Raw genomic sequence first — 19,268 nt, 5'->3', positions numbered from 1 at the left:
TCAGGCCCCCACGCTGTCGGCGTCGTCGGTGTGGCTGAAATAACGCGCGGTGATGGCGTCCGACACCTGCCACGCGGCTTGCATGCACTCGGTCAGGCAAGCACGTAGGTTGGGGTGATGGCCTGCATCGTTAGATGCGCAGAGCTGTTCTAAATCGGTATTTTTCAAAGTGGGTACCAAGCGGGCCAGTGCATCGGGTTCTCCCATCGGCGTTTTGGCCAACTTCGACAAACGTCCGCGCAGCGCACGCGCCACCCAAGCCAGCGAGCGTGGGTTGTCGTTGTCTTGCACCAACAGCTCGATGAGCGGGGCCAGTTCGCGGCTTTGTTGGTACTGCGCTTGGAAGGTGATGGTGCTGTCAAACAGCGACAACAAAGCTGCAAAGTGCGAGCTGTTTTCGTCTGCGCTGTGCGCTTCGTCAGCCGCGCCTTCAAACGCGCCCACTTCCACCGCCAAGTCGAGGGCTGACGACAAAAAGCCCAAGCGCTCCACATGGCGGCCGATGCTCAGAAGTTGCCAACCGTCATCGCGTGTCATGCGGTCGGTTTGTGCGCCGGTGATGGCCGCGAGTGCCGAGCTAGCAGCATCGAGGGCTTGCATGGCTTGCACGGCTGAGAACTCGCGTGGCGAACCTGCTCGTGCGCAATCGGCGCTGAACTGGTCCACACAATGCACGATGGCGTTCCAGTGCTCGGGCGACAAGCGTTCGCGCAGCGATGAAGCAGCTTGATGGAGCGCTCGCAAGTTGTAGCCCACGCTGGTGCTGTGGTCGTCTTGGTCGAGGCAGGCAATGAGTGTGCGTTCGAACACGCGGCGGCGTGCACCCATGCTGGGGGTGCTGGTGGCTTTGTCGTCAGTGGCAGCGTGCGCGGATGGCACACCCACAGGCACCAAGCCTTGGCGTTGGGTGAGCAATTGCAACCACGCCCACAGGCTGCGTGAGGCGGGGTCTTCGCCGTTCAGTGCTTCGATGCACAGGCGTACCAAGCGCACCATGTTTTCGCTGCGCTCTGTGTAGCGACCTAGCCAATACAAGTTTTCTGCGGCACGGCTGGTGACCATGCGCTCGCGGTGTTTGAAGTTAGAGGCCAAGTTGTACTTGGGCAGCAAGCTGCTGCGGTCCACATCGGCTTCGGTTTGTACCCACACATCGGCGCTGCTGCCGCCGCGTTGCATGGAGGCAATTTGTGCATCCGGTGCTGCAATGCGCGCCAAACCACCGGGCAACACACGCCACGCATCTGGGCCATCGCCAGCGCTGTTGCGCAAGGCAAACACACGCAGCATGACCGAACGTTGCACCACGCCTTCGGTGGTGTTTTTCCACGTGGGCATTTGCGACAGTGGTGAGTAGGCCTGCAAGGTGTAGCGGTCGGGCTGGCGGGTGATGCGGCCCACCCATTCGTCGCGTTGTGCTTGGGTGAGTGTGCGACCGAGCGTTGCATCAAACGTGCCGTGCGTGGTCGAGCCCGGGTAGGTGGGCTTGATGGCCATGTGTTCAAGTCGCGGCAACACTGACGCCAAGGCCGCGCGTTCGCCACACCACCAAGTGTCGAGTGCCGGCAGTTGCAGTTCTTCGCCCAACAGCTTTTCGCTGAGTGCGGGTAAGAAGCCCAACAAAGCGGGCGACTCTAAAAATGCCGAGCCCGGCGCATTGGCCACCACCACATTCCCTGCGCGCACGGCTTGCAGCAAACCGGGAATGCCCAAGGTGGAGTCAGCGCGCAACTCCAACGGGTCTAAGAACTCATCGTCCATGCGCTTGAGCAACACATGCACGGGCTCTAAGCCGCGCAAGGTGCGCAGGTACACACGCTCGTCGCGCACGGTCAGGTCATGGCCTTCGACCAAGGTGAGGCCCAAATAGCGGGCGAGGTAAGCGTGTTCGAAATACGTTTCGTTGTAGGGCCCAGGTGTGAGCAAGGCCACGTGTGCATTCGCCCCTTCAGGGCTGTGCGCCTTGAGCGACTCCACCCACACACGGTAGGTGGCCGCGAGGCGCTGAATGCTCATGGCCTCAAACGCTTGCGGAAACTGGCGCGAAATGAGTAAGCGGTTTTCTAACAAGTAGCCCAAGCCCGAAGGCGCTTGCGTACGTTGCGACACCACGGCCCAGTTGCCGTCAGGCCCACGCGCCAAGTCAAACGCCGCGATGTGCAAATGTGTCCCACCCACAGGCGCCACGCCATGCATGGCGCGCAAGTAGCCAGGGTGGCCCTGCACCAAGGCGGGTGGAATCATGGCTTCGCGAATCAATTGCTGCGGGCCATACACATCGGCCATCATGCGCTCGAGCAAACGTGCGCGTTGCTTCACGCCCACTTCAATCTGCTGCCAGCTGTCGGGGGTGATGATGAGGGGGAACAGGTCCAAAGCCCAAGGCCGCTGTGGGCCACCTTGGCTGGCATACACGTTGTAGGTGATGCCGTTGTCGCGCACTTGGCGAGCGAGGGTTTGGGTGCGGCGGTCGAGGTCGTCTAGGCCTGTGCTGCCGAGCTGGTCAAAAAAGGTTTGCCAGGCGGGGCTTAAATCGGGTTCGGCTTCTGGAGCAGGCGTATGCGTAGGCGTAGTTTTAGGCTCTGCCATTGGCTGCACAAGCAGTGGCGAACACTTGCCTTGCAGCTCATCAAAGTGCCCGCTGTCGGCGGAATGCGCAAGGCCCTTCACCACGTCCAGCAAACGCGGTGTAGCAACAGACTCAGAGAGGGATGAAGAAGGCTTTTGCACAGTGGCTGCATTGTCTCACCGCCTTTGGGTTGTGGCATTGCGAAGTAGTAGAAGCGTGGTGTTCTTAGTCGCGTCGCAAATCCAGCGTGAAGGGGAACTCTTTGCTGGCAGGCACCCCCACGGTGGCTTGAGGCACATCCAATTTGCCCGGCGTGTGGGCCAGCGGGAAGAAGCGCGACAAGCGGCGGCTCTCAGCCTCATACGCGTTGACAGGAAAGCTGTCGTAGTTGCGTCCACCCGGGTGCGCCACGTGGTACTGGCAGCCGCCCACTGAGCGCTTCATCCAAGTGTCCACAATGTCAAAGGTCAGTGGCACATGCACGCCAATGGTCGGGTGCAAGGCAGAAGACGGAGCCCATGCGCGGTAACGCACACCGGCCACGTATTCGCCCACGGTCCCTGTGGGTTGCAAAGGCAAGGGGCGGCCATTGACGGTGATGGTGTGGCGGCTCGGGTTGAGTCCTGCCACATGCACCTCAATGCGTTCGAGCGACGAATCCACATAGCGCACCGTACCGCCGCTGGAGCCTTCTTCGCCCATGACGTGCCAAGGCTCCAAGGCGTTGCGCAACGTGAGGTTAATGCCCAGTGTTTGCAAATCGCCCACGCGAGGGAATCGGAATTCAAAGTGAGGGGCAAACCATTCGGGGTCGAACTGAAAACCACAGTCGCCCAACTCGGTCAGCACATCGTCAAAGTCCGCTTTGACGAAATGCGGCAGCAAGAAGCGGTCGTGCAGCTCGGTGCCCCAACGGGTGGCGGATGCTTTGTAAGGCTGCTCCCAAAAACGAGCGACCAAGGCGCGCAGCAAGAGCTGCTGCACGATGCTCATGCGTTCGTGCGGTGGCATCTCAAAAGCGCGTAGTTCGAGCAAGCCCAAACGTCCGGTGGACGAATCGGGCGAGTAGAGCTTGTCGATACAAAACTCACTGCGGTGGGTGTTGCCTGTGACGTCAATCAGCAAGTTGCGCAGCGTGCGATCCACGATCCACGGTGGCATGTCATCGCCAAACTTGTCGCGGTTCTTTTGGATTTCGGCCAGCGCAATTTCAAGTTCGTAAATTTGGTCGTTACGTGCTTCGTCCACACGCGGTGCTTGGCTGGTGGGGCCAATGAACATGCCGCTGAACAAGTAGCTCAATGAGGGATGGTTGTGCCAATACAAGATGAGCGAGGCCAACAGTTCTGGCTTGCGCAAAAACGGGCTGTCCGCAGGCGTGGCCCCGCCCATGACGATGTGGTTGCCGCCGCCTGTGCCGGTGTGTCGGCCATCGGTCATGAACTTCTCGGCAGACAGGCGCGATTCAAACGCGGCTTTGTACAAGAACTCGGTGTGGTCCACGATTTCCAGCCAGTTGTGGGCGGGGTGGATGTTGACCTCAATCACACCGGGGTCAGGCGTGACTTGCAGTACTTTCAGTCGCACATCGCGTGGGGGCGGATAGCCTTCCAACACAAGGCGCACGCCCAACTCTTCCGCCGTGGCTTCGATGGCGCTGAGCAGCTCTAGGTAGTCTTCCAAGTCGCCGAGTGGCGGCATGAACACATAAATCAAACCTTGTGGGTTTTCCATCGCCTTCAATTCAACGGCGGGGCCGTTGGCACGCGATGGGTCACGCACTTCCACGCAAATGGCGGTGCGGGTAATCCAATGCGCCGATTGGTCTTTGGCTGGCACAGGGTGCGGGGTGCCCGGCACAAAGCCGTCTTGACCCATGCCCGTTTGCAGGCCCACCGTGCCGCCTTGGGCTATGCCGCCGCCCGCCACATGCGTGTTGATGTGGTGGTCGTAATGTGTGTGGCGTGCGTGGTGCGAGTACTGCGCACGCAAGGCCGCCGCGTGGGGCAGGGGCTTGCGCTCAGCAAAGTGGTCTTGCTCAATCGCGTAGGGGTAGTCGGCTTGGCTGACCCACGGTAGTGAGTCGAGTGGCAAGCGCAGGCCCATGGGCGAGTCGCCGGGGACGAGGTACATGCGCTCGTCGCGCAAGAACCAAGGGCCGGTGCTCCAACGCGGGCCGCCTGCCACTTCGCCAGCTTTGAGAGGCAACACATAGCCCACGGTTTTGTCTAGGCCTTGGCTGAACACACGGCGCAGGCGCACGCGCTCCATCTCATCGTCGAGCTTGGCATCAAACGGGTCCACGTTCACAGGCAAGCGGCGCTCACGCCACAGGTAGTACCACGTGTCTTCATAGCCGGGGGTGATGTATTGGTCGTCCAGCCCCAGTTTGTGCGCGAGGGTTTGGGTGAAGCGTTGCGCGTCTTCGGTGGTGTATTGGCTTGGCACACGTTCGTCGGCAAACAAATCGGGGTTGTGCCAACAAGGGTGGCCGTCGGTGCGCCAGTAAATGCCCAGCGCCCAGCGCGGCAACTGCTCGCCCGGGTACCACTTGCCTTGGCCGAAATGCAAGAAGCCGCCATCGCCATATTCGGCACGCAGCTTGTGCACCAATTCGGTGGCAAAGCCGCGTTTGGTCGGGCCCAGTGCATCGGTGTTCCATTCTGGTGCGTCGCGGTCGTGCACGGTGACGAAGGTGGGCTCGCCACCCATGGTCAGTCGCACATCGCCTTCCACCAATCGGCGGTCCACCTCGTCGCCCAAGGCCAGCACCTCCATCCATTCGTCTTCGGTGTAGGGCTTGGTCACGCGTGGTGATTCAAGCACGCGGGTGACTTTCATCTCGTGGCCAAATTCCACCTCGGCTTCGTCTACCAAGCCTTCAATCGGTGCAGCGCTCGATGGCTGTGGTGTGCAAGCCAGCGGAATGTGGCCTTCGCCAGCCAGTAAGCCCGATGTGGGGTCAAGGCCAATCCAACCTGCGCCGGGCAGATACACCTCGCACCATGCGTGCAAATCGGTAAAGTCCACCTCGGTGCCGCTGGGACCGTCGAGCGACTTCACATCGGGGGCGAGTTGAATCAAATAGCCAGAGGCAAAGCGGGCTGCCAAACCACAGTGACGCAGCAAATTCACCAGCAACCATGCGGTGTCGCGGCACGAGCCGCTGCGCAGGGTGAGCGTTTCTTCGGGCGTCTGCACGCCGGGTTCCATGCGGATGGTGTACGCAATGTCTTCGTGCAGCTTGCGGTTGATCTCCACCAGAAAGTCGATCGTGCGAATGGGCTCACGCTTGAGCGCTTTGAAATCGATGCACTTGAAGTAGTGCTTGAAGTTGGGCGTGAAGCGGTTGGTCACCAAGTAGGGTGCCAGCTCTTGGGCCGAGGTCACGCCGTAGGCGAAGGGGAACTTTTCGGCGTGTGGTTCGAGGAAGAAGTCAAACGGGTTGTACACCGCCATTTCCACCACCAAGTCCACCGTGACTTTGAACTCGGTCGTCTTCTCATGAAACACCAAGCGGGCTTGGTAGTTGGCGAATGGGTCTTGCTGCCAGTTGATGAAATGCTCGGGCTCGACCTTGAGTGAGTACGAAATCACGTTGCTGCGGCAGTGCGGGGCAGGGCGCAGGCGGATGACCTGTGGGCCTAACTCAACCAGTCGGTCGTAGCTGTATTGGGTGACGTGGTGAAGTGCGGCATGGATAGACATGTAGTTTGTCTAGCAAAACACGCGCCAAGGCTGATGCGCCAAAGAGGTGCATGTTTTGGATGCATGTGCATGATTTGTATTGCTGTGCGTGCTCAGGGCTTGGTTGTGTTTTAAACAGCATGCTAATTTTTAATTAAAAGTAATTGCTAAATTATTATTGATGGATATTATGGGTAATAAATAGTTAATTTAAAGAATGACTTGCATGCTTCATTATTCAGCACAGCTCTTAGTACTAAGACGTGGACAACAAGTTGCGAGTCTAGTGACTGTCTTATGTTTGTCCATCAATGTCTCCGCCCAAATCACTTCCGCACAAGAGGGTGATCTTGGCATTCGTAACCTGCAAGAGTTGCAGAGACAGCAGCAACAAGACCAGCAATTGAGGCAGCAACTTGAGCGCACCTCAGATGTTCGACTGTCTGTCCCAGAAAAATCGACTTTGCAGACACTGCCCATCGAAACGCCTTGCTTTTCGATTCAGCGTCTTCAACTTCAAAACAGCTCGGGCGTACCGCTACCTGAGTTCGATTGGCTGCTTGAGCAACTCACTGCACTCGACGCGCCCGTCTTTATTGCGCAATGCGTTGGCGCACAAGGTGTAGCTTGGTTGATTGATCGGGCGCAGAAAGGTTTGGTAGATCGTGGTTTTGTCACCTCACGGGTTCTAGCCAGTCAGCAAGACATGAGCCAAGGCACTTTGGCGCTCACACTGATACCTGGACGCATACGTGCCATTCGACTTGCAGATCCTGTAGACCCACGCGTTAATTTGAGCAATGCCCTTCCTATGCAAGCGGGCGACATCCTCAACTTGCGTGACATTGAACAAGCCTTAGAAAATCTTAAGCGTGTGCCCACGGCGGAAGCCGATATTCAAATCGAGCCTGCACAAGGTGACGGTGCTCAGTTGGGGGACAGTGATTTGGTGGTTTCGTACCGTCAGCCTTTTCCCTTCAGGCTTACTGTCAATGCGGATGACAGCGGCACCAAAGCCACAGGTCGATACCAAGGCAGCGTGACCGTCAACTACGACAACGCACTCACCCTCAATGACTTGTTCTATGTCACCAACACCAATGGCATGGGCGGCGGTGACAGTGGACCAAGAGGAACGCATGCCAACACCATCCACTACTCAATGCCAATGGGGTACTGGACATTGGGGGCGACATCTAGCGCCAGTAGTTACTACCAAACTGTGGCCGGACTGAGCCAAAGTTACGTTTACCGAGGCACCAGCGAGAACAATGAGATCAAGCTCAACCGTTTGTTGATGCGCGATGGCAAGCAAAAACTCAATCTGGCAGTCCGTGCATTCCAGCGCAAAAGCAATAACTACATTGATGACACAGAAGTCAATGTGCAACGCCGTGTGGTGGGTGGTTGGGACAGCATACTCAATCACAAAGCCTTCATCCAAGATGCGACGCTTGAAAGCAACCTAACTTATAAGCGTGGTACAGGTGCATTCGGTTCAATCCCAGCGCCTGAAGAGGCTTTCAATGACGGGACTTCGCGTTTTGCCTTGGTCATTGCCGATGTCAATTTGACCTTGCCTTTCAAGGTGGTCGGGCCAAATAATGAAGTGCAGCGCATTCGCTACAACGGCTCTTGGCGCATTCAAAAAAACAGAACCCCACTGACGCAACAAGATCGTTTTGTCATTGGTGGTCGTTACACCGTACGTGGTTATGACGGTGAATCTGTATTGAGTGCGGAACGTGGCTGGTTCTGGCGCAACGACTTGAGCTTTACCTTGGGCGACAGCGGCCAAGAGTTTTATTTAGGCTTAGATACAGGGCAAGTAGGTGGCCCCAGTAGCGAACTGCTCGTCGCGAAAAGACTGACAGGTGCGGTATTGGGTTTACGTGGCTCAATTCAAAAACTGAATTACGATTTTTTCATTGGCGCACCTGTCAATAAACCCGATAACTTCAAAACATCAGGAAGCACAGCAGGTTTTAGCCTGAGTGCGAGTTTTTAAGAGCGCGCGATGCAGTACGGAAATTTAATCATTACCGCACCTGCGCTGAATGCGCCTGGACACAGTGAGGCCGAAATATTTGGCTCCATCGTGTGGCTTGCTATGCATGCAAACAATAAAAATCGCTTGCCCCTCCAAGAGTTATCACAGTGGTTGTTGCCAGCGCTAAGAACTCAGCAGTTCATTCTGGCAAGTGAAAACATAGATGGACAAATACGCCCTGTGGCCTACATGTCATGGGCGAATCTAACGGCTGAAATCGAAAGTCGCTATGTGGACAACCCCGACGAAGGCTTGAGCCCTCAAGAGTGGGCTGTCGGTGACCGCATGTGGGTAATCGACTGGATGACCCCGTTTGGACACAGCAAGGTATTTCGACGTGCTGTAGGTGCCGCACTCACAGGCTGCTGTTTTAAGTCCTTGTATCACCGCGGTGGTGACAGAGGTTTTCGTGTGATGCTTTTTCGAGGTGACCACGTCTCTCTTGTGCAAGCCAAACAGTGGTGGAAAAACCGCCCCATATTAGCCCGTAGGGCAACCCAACTCGAAGACGAAGTCAATCGAACTTCGTCTTAGGAGCGCATCGAAAACATCGGTGTGATTGCAACGTGGCAAATGTCACATTTACTTGAAAGACTAAAAATGAAAAATTCTAAACACGCATTGGTTGCACTGTTGGCAGCAGTGTCAGCAGTTACCGTTTCTGCTCAATCCATGGCTAATCAAGGCTACTACGGTGAGGTAGGTTATCTAGCGTTAAATCTGAAAAATGAAAACAACGGTTTTGACGCCACACCTAAGCTGGCACGATTTACTTTTGGTAAAGAGATTGATAAAAATTTATCAGTTGAAGGCAGTTATGCATTTACTGTTTCCAAAGATTCGTCTGTGGTTGGAGGTACAAATTACACGGCTAAAGCAACTGCATTCGGTGTTTCTTTAAAACCAAAAATTGAAATTGCCAAAGACGTTGAAGCTTTTGCTCGCATTGGCGCGACTCATTCCAAATATGAAGATGAAGCATCAAGTGTGTCCAAAACCAAGGTGTCCTACGGCATCGGCATGCAAGCTCAATTCACCAAAGATGTCTACGGCCAAGTAGATTACATGAACTATTACAAACAAGACGGTTTATCAGCCAAAGGCTTCACCGTCTCTGTGGGTACGCGCTTCTAATTTTGTAGGTGTTATCAATGGCGAACGAAATTTGTGTTCGCCATTGAATTGAGTTTGAGATATTGACAGCAAGGGGTTGACGCCATGAACAAGAATTTATTCCGAATCATTTTCAACAAACGACGTGGGCAGCTCATGGCTGCGGCAGAAACTTCATCCTCTCAGGGCAAAGGTTCTATAGGGGAATCTGTTGCCTCAGGTCATACAGCAATAGTAGACAATGCAACCGTCAGTATCAGTGCTCTCAGCTTTGCTGTGTTGTGTGCGCTAGGTGCGGTACTTTGGGCATTGCCTACAACCAACGCTCACGCGCAAGTGGTGGCTTACCGTAATGCGCCGGGCAATCAACAACCGACTGTTCTGCAAACCGCCAACGGTGTCCCTCAAGTGGACATTCAAACGCCCAGTGCCGCAGGCGTGTCACGCAACGTATACAGCCAGTTTGATGTGCAGAGCAATGGCGTCATCCTCAACAACAGCCGCACCAGCGTACAAACCCAACAAGGTGGTTGGGTACAGGGTAATCCGTGGTTAGCAACGGGCAGTGCCCGTGTCATTTTGAATGAGGTGAATTCATCCAATCCCAGTTACCTGAATGGATACGTGGAAGTCGCTGGGCAACGTGCCGAGGTAATCATTGCCAACCCCTCGGGCATCAGCGTGAATGGAGGTGGCTTTATCAACACCAGCAAAGCCACACTCACCACGGGTACACCTATCGTCAATGGCGGCAGCTTAGATGGCTACCGTGTGCAAGGTGGCAATATCAGCATCAATGACAACGGTTTAGACCTCAGTACCACAGACTACTCCGCAATTCTTGCCCGTGCTGTACAGGTCAACGCAGGCATTTGGGCGAATGAACTCAAGTTGGTCACAGGTGCCAACCAGATTGACGCTTCCAGCCTTGGAGCCAACACAACACCTGTCACAACCACCATTGCAGGCACAGGCGCATTACCCACTTTTGCGCTGGACGTGGCCCAAATTGGTGGCATGTACGCAGGCAAGATTCACCTCATCGGCACCGAGCAAGGCTTGGGCGTTCGCAGTGCGGGGACGATTGGCTCCACGGGTGGCGACTTGGTATTGCAAAACAATGGTTGGTTGACAACGACAGGCACACTGCAAGCCAGTGCGAATCTGCAAATCACCACACAAGGCAACATCACTAACAGTGGAGCAATCTACGCAAGTAACGATCAAACACTCAGCGCAACGGGCAGCGTCACTAACAGTGGCGTCATCGCAGCACAAGGCAACACCAGCATCACAGCCAACAGCCTGAGCAGCACCTCAGCAAGCGTTGTGGGTGCAGGCATTAAAACTGATGGAACAGTAGCCAGCAATGGAAATTTGAATGTCACCACAACCCAAAGCCTCACGGCCAATGGTCAAAACATAGCTGCAGGCAATATCACGCTCACAGGCAGCAGTGTTGACTTGTCTGGCAGCCAGACCAGTGCCAAAAACGCAGAAATTACAACATCTGGCAATCTAAACACCGCAAATGCCACAGTAGTTGCCAGCCAAACCCTGACTGTATCTTCTGCAGACTTCAATAATGCGGGAGGTACGTTAGCAGCAGGCCAAGCAGCGAATTTGCAAACTAATGCGTTGAACAACGATGCTGGCTTGATACAGGTAGGCGGTGATTTGGTCATCAACACCCACGACCAAACATTTACAAACACCAATGCCGCCAACTACACCAGCAGCAATGCGGCTCTCAACGGTAAAGGCGGCATTGCAGCTCAAGGCACGACCACGCTCAACACAGGTGACCTTAACAACGATGCAGGTTACATCGGTAGCAAAGGCGCGCTCACAGCAACCAGCGCCAACATCAGTAACCAAAACGGCCAAATTCAAGGGCTCGATCACCTCACCCTCACAGCACGTAACGGCGGCACCACAGGGTTGATCAACAACACCAGTGGCCTCATTCGCAGTGCAGCCACCGCAAGCTTGAATGCGGGTGAAGTCAACAACGGCAGCACCAGCGGAACTAACCAAGGCCTTGAAGGTCAAGATGTCAGCATTGCTACCGCCAAGCTCAACAACAACACCGGTGCCATTCGGGCCAACCATGACGTGTCTGTTACCAGTGCTGGCACGGCAGACAACACCTCGGGCCTCATCAGTGCAGGCAACGCGCTGACCTTGCAAGATGTGCAGGCTCAAGCCAGCCGAACACTGGCCATCACCAACACAGATGGCATGCTGATTGCCGACAAAACCCTTACAGTGGTCGCTAGTAGCTTGGGCGGTGATGGCAAAGTGCTCTCTAAAAACGATCTCAGTGTCACGCTCAATAACGATTTCGGCAACAGTGGGCAAGTCATTGCCAACCGCAACGCCACACTCACCACCAGCGGCAATGTGAGCAACAGCGGCAAACTGCAAGCAGGCAATACGCTCAACCTCACGGCCAACAACATTGACAACGCAGTAACAGGCGAGATATCGGCCAATACCACCCAAGTCAATGTCAGCAACACCTTGACCAACCGAGGCTTGATTGACGGTGTGGATATGCAAGTTAACGCGGGTACGGTGATCAACATCGGCACAGGACGCATCTATGGCGACCACCTCAGAATTGCAGCGGTTAACCTCACTAACGACACCGAAACCATTGCAGGGGTCACCAAAGCAGGCACGATTGCAGCGCGTGATCGTCTAGACCTTGGCATCAGCGGTGTATTGACCAACCGAGAGCATGCTCTTATTTACAGCGTTGGCGACATGGCAATTGGTGGAGCGTTAGACGCTAATCATCAAGCAACTGGATCTGCGACAACGTTAAATAACAACAGCGCAACGATTGAGGCAGGCCGTCACTTAAGCCTTTCTAGCGTCACGGTTAACAACACTAATGACCACTTTGCTTACGAAATCAGAGTGGCGACTACAGAGTTAGACGTTCGAGAAGATATCAATTCTGGTTTATATCGGGTGTTTACACGCACCACTTATTTGCCATATCAAACTGCCAGTGATCCTGCGCAAATTCTGGCAGGCGGTGACATCAAGCTGAATTCATCCAACGCCACCAACTATGCCAGTCACATTCTGGTTGGTGGTGCATTGAATATTGGTTCCTCTACGTTTGCAAATACAGACGTGATGGCCACCAAGAGCATTCGAGATGTTGGAACGACTTACACCCTGGTGCATGTGCCAGGCTCTGGTATTTGCGGAAAAATCTCAATCAACTGTGTTCATGCCCATGACGAATGGCAAACAGGCGCTTATGACAGCACTGCCAACAGCACAGTCTCCGTGGCGCAAGTCACTGCATCCAGCAATAGTGGCGTACAGGTGGGCGTGCGCACTCAAGCTGCAGTTTCGGGTAGTACCAGTGGCGCAGGGTCTGCCAATGCACGCAATGGGGCCGTGTCTCCGACGACACTACCCACAAGTAGTCTGTACAAGAACAACCCATCGCTCACGTCTGCTTATTTGATTGAAACAGACACCCGTTTCATTGATCGAAAACTTTGGCTAGGCAGCGACTACATGACGCAGAGCTTAAGCCTTGATCCCACAGTCACCCAAAAACGCTTGGGCGACGGTTTCTACGAACAAAAGCTCATCCGCGAGCAGGTGGCAGAGCTGACAGGCCGCCGCTTCTTGGCCGACTACACCAGTGACGAACAAGAGTACAAAGCGCTGATGACCAGCGCGATCACGTTCGGCCAGAAATACAACTTGCGCCCCGGCATTGCATTGACTGCTCAGCAAGTGGCCCAACTCACCAGCGATATCGTATGGCTTGTGGAGCAAACCGTCAGCCTGCCTGATGGTTCTAGCCAAAAGGTGCTTGTCCCGCAGGTGTATGTCAAAGTCCAACCCGGCGATTTAGACGGCAGCGGCGCATTGCTCGCAGGCAAAGACGTGAACATCAACCTGAGTGGTGATTTGACCAACAGCGGCACCATCGCAGGGCGAAACGTGGTTAGCCTCACTGCTGAAAACATCAACAACTTAGGCGGGCGCATTGGCGGCGACGATGTGAGTGTGGCCGCACGACAAGACCTCAACAACATTGGCGGCAACATAGGTGCAGTCAACAGTCTGAGTACGACCGCAGGGCGAGACTTGAATATTCAAACCACCACCCAGAGCACCAACATACAAGTTGGCTCAGCCAACTTCAGTCGAACAGGTGTTGACCGTGTGGCGGGTTTGTACGTCTCGGGAGCAAACGGCACATTGGTGGCCAGCGCTGGACGAGACTTGAATATCGTGGCAGGCGTAGTAGCAAATGTAGGCAGCGGTGCAACCAGTCTGAGCGCGGACAACAACTTCACCCTTGCGTCTGTCCAAACTGGCGAACAAAACAACATCACTTGGGATGCGGACAACCACTTGAACTACGGCAATACGCAAACCGTGGGCAGCACCATCAATGGTGGTGGCAATGTCAACCTCAAAGCAGGCAATGACCTCACAGCTTCAGCCGCCAACGTTCAGGCCACCAAAGCACTGGGCGTACAAGCTGCAGGCAGCGTCAACATCTTGGCCGGAGAGAACACCACCAACTTAGACGAAGCGCATAAAACATCGAGCGGCGGTGGTTTCTTGGGCGGGTCAACCTTGGTGACACGTAATGTCAGCAACACCAGCTCAGCAGTTGGTAGTAATTTTGGTGGTGGCACGGTAGACATAGCGGCCAAGACCAAGGACATCAATGTCAAAGGCTCTAATGTGGTGAGTGATAGCGGAACCACGCTCACAGCAGGTGGCAATGTCAACATTGAAGCAGCGCAGAACACCAGTCAGCAAAGCAACTACAGCCAAGAAACCAAGTCTGGCTTCAGTATTTCGAGTATTGGGACTAATCCAATCGGAGTGAGCTACAGCAAAACCAAACAAAGTGATGACAGCCAAAGCACCAGCACCACCGTAGCGGCCAGCACCGTGGGCAGCGTAGGCGGCAACCTCAACATCACCGCAGGCGATCAGTACAAGCAAGTGGGCAGCGATGTGCTCACACCAACGGGAGATATCAACATCACCGCCAAGACTGTAGATATTCAAGAAGCGCGCGAAACAAGCAAACAAAGCACGGAGCAAAAGTTTGAACAAACCAGCATTTCCGTTGGTTTAAAAGGCGGCATCATTGACAGCGTCCAAGCCACCACGCAAGCCGTGCAAGCTGCCAAAGACAGCAGTAGCAATCGCAACCGAAATCTTAATGCGCTCATCGCGTTCGGCAAAGGCTCTGACGCCTACGAACAAGGTAAAGTCACGCAGGACGCGTATGACAAAAATGGGGTGATGGGCAAACCTGGGGAGGATGGCAAAACTCAACCCGGTGCAGCCGCAGCCAGTGGCATCAAAGTCAGCGTAAGCATTGGCAGCTCTAGCAGCCAAAGCAACAGCACCACCACCAGCGATACAGGCGCAGGCTCTACCGTCAAAGCCGGTGGCAATGTAAACATCAAAGCCACAGGCCAAGGAGCAGACGAAGGCAACTTGACCATCCAAGGCAGCAATGTGTCTGCAGCCAAGGATGTGAACTTAAGCGCCACCCAAGACGTCAACATCCTCGCCAGCGCAGACACCGAGAGCAACCGCAACAGCAACAAAAGCAGCAGCACCAGCGTGGGCGTGAGTGTAGGCATTGGTCCAGGCGGCGCAGGCCTAAGCCTAGACATTGCTGCCAGTCGTGGCAAAGGCCAAGCCAACAGCGACAGCACCACGTACAACAACAGTCATGTGAGTGCAGGCAACACGGTCAACATCACCAGCGGTGCAGACACCAACCTCAAAGGCGGTAACGTCAAGGCAAACCAAGTCAAGGCAGAAGTGGGCGGTAATCTCAACCTAGAAAGCTTGCAGGACACAGCGACCAGCCAAGCCAGTCAAAAATCCACAGGCATAGCGCTGAGCATCCCCATCGTGGGTACGGGCGGCAGTGCGAGCTTCAGCCAGAGCAAACAAAACAGCAACAGCAACTACGCAAGCGCGAATGAGCAAAGCGGTATTAAGGCGGGTGATGGTGGATTCACCATCAACGTGCAAGGCAACACCGACCTAAAAGGTGCAACAGTTACAGGCAGCAGTGACGCCAGTAAAAACAGCCTTACCACCAACACGCTGACAACAAGCGACATCAGCAACAGCATGAGCGCCAGTGCCAGCAGCAGTGGCGTGAGCGTGGGCACGAACATGATGGATGGCAAATACGCGATGGCCAAAGCCATAGCTGGCAATGCATTGAACAACGGCAGTGCCAACCAAAGTGATGCAAGCACCACGACCAGCGCGATCAGTGGGGCAAAGGTGACAGTAGGAAACAAGACCACGGACACCAGTAAAGAGCAACTGACAGATAGCAATGGCAAGGCGGTGAGTACAGACACGAGCAACACCAACAGAACCTTAGCCAAGGCAGATGTTGCGAGCTTGCAGAAGTCGGCGCAGGATCAGCAGGCGGGGAATATGCTGGTACTTCAGGCGGCTGTTGCATTTACTGATCAGGCGTTCAAAGCGTCTTTTTTGGATCAAGCCAAGATGTACAAAAAAGTACCTGTGACTGATGACAAAGGCAACACCACTGTCCAATGGCAAGAAATGACCCCAGAGGAGAAGGCCAAGATAGAGCCAGGCTCGCGCATTGCCAACAACGGCATTTTTAACGGCGGACCGAACGACCCTAAGCCTGCACAAGACCTAGCAGAGCAGAACAGTTCTGGCGCGGCGGATTACTTGGTGCACTTCCCGCAGGCAAACACTTTGGTGGCTGAGTTGCTCGTAGCGGGTTATCAGAAGTTTTTAGAAAACGGTACAACAGGCCTGACCAACGCGACACAACAGAACGTAGATTTAATAAAACAAACTGGCGGTGACATTACATTGGATGGTCATAGCCGAGGCGGCATGACTGTGGGCAACGCATTGACAGCCGTGCAACAGCAGGGGGGCGCAGGTGGAAAAACGAATGTGAACTTGTTTGGCTCGGCCTACAACGCACAGGATGCGGCGAATACAGTTAATCAAATTACTAACGGTACTGGGGAAGTCAAACAATCGACCAACAACTATGACTTTATTGGTCGAATCCTTGGCGGCAATGCAGGTACAGGCGGCACGATTCCTCCAGGCAGCAGCGCTCTTGAAGAGGTGATTAGGACGATGGGGGGTGCTGCAACGGTGCATAACTGTTATGGGGCAGGTAAAGCGGAGTGCACGGATCGCTTCGGTAAAGACAATGTGGCCCCACCCTTGGTACCTGTTTTACCGACCAACACAGGCGGTAAAAAGCCATGAGTCGTCTGGTTGTTTTTTTAGTGTTTTTTGGCTTGAGCGGGTGTATTTCGAATATTAATAGACCTCCTCCAGCATGGTGGATCGGATTTTCTGGAGATGGTGGAAGGGAAGCTGACATCCGAGCGGCCCTGTTGGAATGTGGCTCCAACGTGCCTGGAGACTCTGTTGAATTTAGCGCACCAGATGGGAAGGGGTTCCTTTTGCCACAGCAGGGGCTAAACGAGATCATCCTAGTCCAGCGATGCATGCGGAATGCGGGGATTCCTTATGTAAGAGACAGTTGTACCCGCTGGAAAGACCTTCCTGCATGTAGTCCTGATGCCGTGATCCCAGTACGCAGCGTTGCCAATCGTCTTAATAGCCCCTTCTGTCAACTCGTTCCTAGGGCCGAAATCTGTCAGCCAGATTACGACCCATCTAAAGTTGAGCCGAATACGCAGAAAAACCCAAACCCTAAATCTATATCCATTGCACCCTCGATAGACCCTGCAATAAAACTTCAAAACCAAGTTCAAAAAGACAGTAACGCGCAAATGAATCAACTGTTGCAGGGCACAGGCGGGCGTAAATGATGTTGACCGCCAGCCGAGGGCAGGCCCGAGCCAACAGCGACATCAACAACAGCATGAGCGCCAGTGCCAGCAGCAGCGGTGTGAGCCTGGGCACCAACATGATGGACGGCAAATACGCGATGGGCAAAGCCATAGCGGGCAATGCTTTGAACAACGGCAGTGCCAACCAAAGTGATGCAAGCACCACGGCCAGCGCGATCAGCTCAGGCAGCATCGCCGTTGGTGGCAAAACCACCGACACCAGTAAAGAGCAACTGACAGATAGCAATGGCAAGGTGGTGAACACATACACGAGCAACACCAACAGAACCTTAGCCAAGGCAGATGTTGCGAGCTTGCAGAAGTCGGCGCAGGATCATCAGGCTAGCAATATGTTGGCGTTTAATGCGGCAACGGCATTCACCGACGAAGCCTACCGAACCATGTACAAAGCGGGGGCACAAATGTACAGAGTGCCCCCTGGGTGCAGCGACAAGAGTTGTGCCGTTGCGCTGACAGAGCAAGAAGCTATGGCGCTTAAAACTTCGCCACAAGACGGCAAAGTTCACATCAGCAACAACGGCATTTATAACGACCTAGACGGCGCTGTGAAATACGCGCAACAAAACGGCGGCACCATGAACGAAGACGGCAGCAAAAACTACAGCAACAAGCCAGAGAACCAATACATCATCTTTGCACCTGTAGCGAATAATGCCTTGTCTGAGCTCATCATTGCGGGCGTGCAAAAAAGCGGCGCAACGCCCTACGTCGGGTTGACCAACGCAGAAGAGCAAACCGCCAAGATCGTGCAACAAACCGCGCAGCAAGGTAATGCCATAGTGATTGACAGCCATAGCAGAGGGACATTGACCACAGACAATGCTTTGCAGTCCATCAATAACCAAGGCGGTATGAAGGATGCGGCCGCCAACACCATCCAGCCCAAGATTGAGCTGAACAACTACGGCGGTGCGCAAAACAACGAAACGGGCAACCAGACGTTGCAGCAAGTTACAGGCAATGAAAATGCGCAGATCAATTCGGTGGTTCATCCGCGCGACCTAATTGGAAAAACGCCAGTGATCGTGGGTGGAAATCAAACAAATGATGCCTACGCGAGTGTGAGCGCAGATGGAACCAAGAGCGTTGTGACAGCGAAGCCCGATGAAGAGCGCGGGCCTATTGCAAATTTACTCAACACATTGTTTGGGACGGTTAGTCCGCATAACTGTTATGGGACGGCGGGCAAAGAGTGCCAATCACAGTGGAGCAATATTCCTGAGAGTAATTCACCCAAGATAACCAACCCAGACTACAAAGCGCCTGTCATGATTCCGCAATACCAACAGGTTGACAAACTTGCACCGCAAGTTCAACAGAGCAGTAATGAGCTGATGAATCAGTTGTTGCAGTCGTCGCCCGCAATCGCAACACCCATGACACCATCGCAGCAGTCAAATGACAAACTCGAAACTTTGAAGAACTTCAAACAGGAGCAATGAAATGAAATTGCTCTGTTTGATGCTGGCCGCCGCCAGTATGGCTAGCGCTTGTACGCCTCATGGGTTTAGGCCACCACCCTCGGATGAGGAAGCAATGACTAGTAAAAATCGTCCAGCTGTTGCCCAAGTGCGTCAGGCGTTGAATGAATGTGGTGATCTCCAACCCATAAAACGACAAGAAGGGGAATCATTAGATAACGCAAGAACGCGAGTCGTTGAATGCATGTTCCAAAAGGGGTTTTATTTCAAATCAGGATGGGGAGGCCCTTGCTCAGATCCAAGTTACCGAGCAGAGTTGCCCGCATGTCAAAACGCTCCTATTCGCGCACGTAACAACTACTACGGTCAATGAGTATGAAGCCCTTTTATTTGACACTGGTTGTAGCCAGTTCGGTTGCAGCGTGCGGACTGAGATCTCCTGGGCCATCAGATGAATATGCGTGGACAAATCGTAACCATGCAACACCTGAACAAGTGCGTCCCGAATTGTTGCA

General features: G+C 54.3%; 8 protein-coding genes. 6 read left to right on the top strand and 2 right to left on the bottom strand.

Annotated elements, in window-relative coordinates; all coding sequences use genetic code 11:
* Complete coding sequence (locus LINBF2_RS06930; RefSeq protein ID WP_281891298.1) at positions 1-2,670, bottom strand: circularly permuted type 2 ATP-grasp protein; 2,670 nt, start codon at positions 2,668-2,670, stop codon at positions 1-3.
* Between the two features lie 121 nt (positions 2,671-2,791).
* Complete coding sequence (locus tag LINBF2_RS06925) at positions 2,792-6,274, bottom strand: transglutaminase family protein (protein ID WP_281887741.1); 3,483 nt, start codon at positions 6,272-6,274, stop codon at positions 2,792-2,794.
* Positions 6,275-6,554: 280 nt separating this feature from the next.
* Here LINBF2_RS06925 and LINBF2_RS06920 point away from each other — a divergent pair, with 280 nt between their 5' ends.
* The 6 genes from LINBF2_RS06920 to LINBF2_RS06895 all read left to right on the top strand — a co-directional run bounded on the left by LINBF2_RS06920 (position 6,555) and on the right by LINBF2_RS06895 (position 18,774).
* Positions 6,555-8,261, top strand: coding sequence for a ShlB/FhaC/HecB family hemolysin secretion/activation protein (locus LINBF2_RS06920; protein WP_348773702.1), 1,707 nt, complete (start codon positions 6,555-6,557; stop codon positions 8,259-8,261).
* Between the two features lie 9 nt (positions 8,262-8,270).
* Complete coding sequence (locus LINBF2_RS06915) at positions 8,271-8,837, top strand: toxin-activating lysine-acyltransferase (protein ID WP_104797298.1); 567 nt, start codon at positions 8,271-8,273, stop codon at positions 8,835-8,837.
* Positions 8,838-8,903: 66 nt separating this feature from the next.
* Positions 8,904-9,437: a porin family protein gene (locus LINBF2_RS06910; protein WP_161499654.1), complete on the top strand. Its 534-nt coding sequence runs from the start codon at positions 8,904-8,906 to the stop codon at positions 9,435-9,437.
* Positions 9,438-9,521: 84 nt separating this feature from the next.
* Positions 9,522-16,718: a hemagglutinin repeat-containing protein gene (locus tag LINBF2_RS06905; protein WP_281887736.1), complete on the top strand. Its 7,197-nt coding sequence runs from the start codon at positions 9,522-9,524 to the stop codon at positions 16,716-16,718.
* Positions 16,715-17,290: a hypothetical protein gene (locus tag LINBF2_RS06900; RefSeq protein WP_281887735.1), complete on the top strand. Its 576-nt coding sequence runs from the start codon at positions 16,715-16,717 to the stop codon at positions 17,288-17,290. The genes LINBF2_RS06905 and LINBF2_RS06900 overlap by 4 nt, the downstream gene beginning before the upstream one ends.
* On the top strand, positions 17,287-18,774 hold the full coding sequence (locus LINBF2_RS06895) for a hypothetical protein (RefSeq protein ID WP_281887733.1): 1,488 nt from the start codon (positions 17,287-17,289) through the stop codon (positions 18,772-18,774). The genes LINBF2_RS06900 and LINBF2_RS06895 overlap by 4 nt, the downstream gene beginning before the upstream one ends.
* Positions 18,775-19,268: the final 494 nt, after the last annotated feature.

The sequence above is a fragment of the Limnohabitans sp. TEGF004 genome, from assembly GCF_027924965.1.
GTDB lineage: Bacteria > Pseudomonadota > Gammaproteobacteria > Burkholderiales > Burkholderiaceae_C > Limnohabitans.
The sequence above is the reverse complement of the archived record's forward strand: the minus strand, read 5'-3'. Positions and strand labels throughout refer to the sequence as shown.

Bases quoted from the DNA above. Each gene is read 5' to 3' on its own strand.
- LINBF2_RS06915 (WP_104797298.1), top strand. From the start codon at position 8,271: ATGCAGTACGGAAATTTAATCATTACCGCACCTGCGCTGAATGCGCCT.
- LINBF2_RS06910 (WP_161499654.1), top strand. From the start codon at position 8,904: ATGAAAAATTCTAAACACGCATTGGTTGCACTGTTGGCAGCAGTGTCA.
- LINBF2_RS06900 (WP_281887735.1), top strand. From the start codon at position 16,715: ATGAGTCGTCTGGTTGTTTTTTTAGTGTTTTTTGGCTTGAGCGGGTGT.
- LINBF2_RS06895 (WP_281887733.1), top strand. From the start codon at position 17,287: ATGATGTTGACCGCCAGCCGAGGGCAGGCCCGAGCCAACAGCGACATC.
- LINBF2_RS06925 (WP_281887741.1), bottom strand. From the start codon at position 6,274: ATGTCTATCCATGCCGCACTTCACCACGTCACCCAATACAGCTACGAC.
- LINBF2_RS06905 (WP_281887736.1), top strand. From the start codon at position 9,522: ATGAACAAGAATTTATTCCGAATCATTTTCAACAAACGACGTGGGCAG.